The organism is Planomonospora algeriensis (assembly GCF_977012225.1).
On sequence record NZ_CDRNDK010000646.1, the window covers coordinates 1 to 2,830 of the forward strand.

At 73.8% G+C, this 2,830-nt stretch carries 4 protein-coding genes; 3 read left to right on the forward strand and 1 reads right to left on the reverse strand.

From position 1 onward, the window contains the following. The 3 genes from ACWJ6R_RS33880 to ACWJ6R_RS33890 all read left to right on the forward strand — a co-directional run. A partial coding sequence (locus ACWJ6R_RS33880; RefSeq protein WP_449066127.1) for a hypothetical protein occupies positions 1 to 213 on the forward strand: 213 nt, incomplete at its 5' end. Between the two features lie 196 nt (positions 214 to 409). Beyond that, positions 410 to 1,318: a hypothetical protein gene (locus tag ACWJ6R_RS33885; RefSeq protein WP_449066128.1), complete on the forward strand. Its 909-nt coding sequence runs from the start codon at positions 410 to 412 to the stop codon at positions 1,316 to 1,318. Between the two features lie 36 nt (positions 1,319 to 1,354). Continuing rightward, positions 1,355 to 2,101, forward strand: a complete 747-nt coding sequence (locus ACWJ6R_RS33890) for a WXG100 family type VII secretion target (RefSeq protein WP_449066129.1) — start codon at positions 1,355 to 1,357, stop codon at positions 2,099 to 2,101. A gap of 29 nt (positions 2,102 to 2,130) precedes the next feature. Here the strand turns inward: ACWJ6R_RS33890 and ACWJ6R_RS33895 are convergent. Beyond that, the coding region (locus tag ACWJ6R_RS33895) for a type VII secretion protein EccB (protein ID WP_449066130.1) at positions 2,131 to 2,830 on the reverse strand (700 nt) is incomplete at its 5' end.

Genomic DNA, 2,830 nt, shown 5'->3' on the forward strand with positions numbered 1-2,830 from the left:
CCGCGCGCTCGGCTCCGGCGCCGGCTCCGGGGCTCCGGGGGCAGGGTGAAGGCGGGCGGCACGCCGATGACGCCGTTCATGCCGATGGGCGCCGGCGCGAAGGGCGGTGCGGGAGGTGAGGACGAGCAGGACCGGGAGAACGGCACCTGGCTCCTGGAGGACGACGACGTCTGGGGCGGCGGCGGTGACACCATCCCGCCGGTGATCGGCTGACGTCCGCGGGACCGGCCGCGGCGGGATCGGTTGGGAACCCGCCGGCGGAAGGGCCGTCCCGCAGGGGCTGCGGCCGGGCCCCGCCCGTTCCTCGGCGATCTGTACGGCGGTGCGCCGCGACAGTAGCCTGAACGGATGACATGATCACGGACCTCGCGGGCCGGGACGGCCGGCGGAGGCTGCGGAGGGGTGGACGATGGGCGAATCCGGCGGCGGCCAGACGCTCGGAGGCTACGGGCTGAGCGGGCCGGGAGTCTCCTTCAGCGAGGAGAAGCTGAAGGAGCACGGGAAGCTCTACGAGACCCACGCCGGCACGATCGAGGACATCGCCGACCGGACGAGGGGGATCGGTGTCCCCTTCCCCGGATTCGGCGTGCTGGGCTTCGGGTTGCACGCGGCGCACGATCGCGCCCGGCAGAGCGCCGCCGACGCCCTCAGCGCGGGCAGGGACGTGCTGGAGTCCTGGCGGACGGCCCTCGAATCGGCCAGCCAGACCTATGGCGGCGCCGAGGACCACAGCACGCTGCCAGAGCTCCCGGGAGGCATGCCGGAGACCGGCCTCCCCGGGGGGAGCGTCCCGGGACTCGACACGCCGGGCCTTCCGGGTACGGACCTGCCGGGCGGCGGCGTCCCGGGTGCGGGCCTGCCGGGAACCGGTGCCCTCCCCGGAGACGGAGGGTTCGACGGCCAGGTCCCCGGGCTGCCCGGCCAGACCGCGACCACCCTGCCCGGGCAGGGCCTCGGATCGATCGACCCGCGCCGTACGGACCTGTCCGCCTACACGCCCGGTGACCCGTCCGTGCCTCAGTTCAGGGCTCCGGACGCCACGACCTGGACGGGCGACCAGGCGGGGACGGGCACGGTGGGCCGAGGGGGCGGCGCGCTCCCGGCGGGGGCGGGGAACGGCGGTCTGGGCGGCCTGCCGGGAGGTGCGCGCGGGGCCGCCGCGAACGGCATGCCGATGATGCCGATGATGCCGATGGGCGGTGCGGGAACCGGCGAGCAGGAACGCGAACGCGACCAGACCACCTGGCTGGCGGAGGACGAGGGGGTCTGGGGCGGTGACGAGGACGTCGCGCCCTCGGTGATCGGCCAGGAGCCGTGATCCGGGCGGGACACGGCGGAACAGGAGACTGAGGGCATGGCGTACGAGACCGACAAGGACATGTACATCGCGGGGGTGACGCTGGCGACCATCGCGGCGGGCATCCTCAGGCGGCCCATGGCGTTCTCCGTCGTCGCGACGCTCGGCCTGATGGTCTCCGACCCGGGGGCCATGAGCGCGGCGGCCCGGGAGTGGGAGAAGGCGGATCTCGACGGGCTCAAGACCGAGATCGGCCGGTTGAGGGAGACGCTCAAGAAGGACGGCAAATGGGAGGGCGAGGCCTTCGCCGCGTTCGACGCCGCCGTCCAGAAGTTCAACGAGGAGTTGGGCAACGCGCAGAACCTCCGCAAGGGCATGGGTGACACCCTGGACCAGACCGCCCTCGTCTACCACGTGGGCGCCATCATCGCCCTGTCCATCGGGACCATCATGATGACGCTGGCGGGGCTCTCCATCCTCTTCCTCGCCAACCCCGGAGGGAAGGTCGCCTTCGAGATCGCGCTCACCGGCGTGCTCAACACGATCGACAAGGCCGTCAAGTCGATGGTCAAGAAGAAGATGACGGCCGCCGCCGTGGTCGCGGGAATCCTCTACGGGGTGAGCACCCTGCAGGACAACGCGGCGAAGCTGTTCTTCGGGATGAAGGCCATGCCGCAGGGGACGCCGGAGTTCACCCAGGCGGGCCTGACCTACGACCCGTCCGCCGGGCTCAAGAAGACGGAACTACCCGGCCTGAACATGAACCCGCAGCTGGGAGGGGTCCGCCTGCCGGGTCTCCTCTGACCCGCCGGGGTCCGGGCGGACCCCGGCCGTCACGGCCGGGCCGGGGCCGCCGCCGGCTGGTCGATCCGCACCGGCGCCCGCGCGGCGGCCGGGTCGAGCGCCGGTCCCTGCGGGATCAGGTGCACCAGGTGGGCGGGGAGCGGGGCGACGTCCCCGTCCGCGTAGCCGAGGCTCTGCAGCGCCTCCGGCGAGGGCACGGCGTGCCGCCGCCCCTGGTCGCCGATCAGGTAGAGCGAGCGGACCGCGTCCAGCCTGCCGTCCCCCGGTAGCAGCCCCACGAGCGCGCCGGAGCCGGGCGGGAGCACCACCTGGTCGACCGTGGCCTGGTCGAAGCGCTCGTTCGGGGGCGCGGGGATCCGCACCGTGCTCTCGACGGTCAGCGTCGCCTGCGCCGAGCCCCGCGCCGTGTCGGAGTAGACGGCGCACAGCGGGTCCGCCGGGTCCGGCTCGATGACCTTCGGCATGGTCTCGGGGAGCCCGGCGGAGTCCAGGCGGGTCTTCGAGACCCGCATCGCGTTCGCGGTCGCGGCGTCCAGCGTGATCGCCCGGACCGGCGCGCGGCCGTACGCCTTCTTGGTGGCGGGGTTCTGCAGGAGCAGGTCCGCTTGGACGGGGGTGAGGCTCGCCAGCCCGTCGGAGAGCAGGACGTACCACTTGGCGGGGCCGCCGACCGCCGGCGGCACGGTGTACACCCGGCCCGCCGCGGACCCGCCGGCCGTCGGGCCCGCG

Coding starts and splice junctions, on each gene's coding strand:
- ACWJ6R_RS33885 (WP_449066128.1), top strand. CDS start 410: ATGGGCGAATCCGGCGGCGGCCAGACGCTCGGAGGCTACGGGCTGAGC.
- ACWJ6R_RS33890 (WP_449066129.1), top strand. CDS start 1,355: ATGGCGTACGAGACCGACAAGGACATGTACATCGCGGGGGTGACGCTG.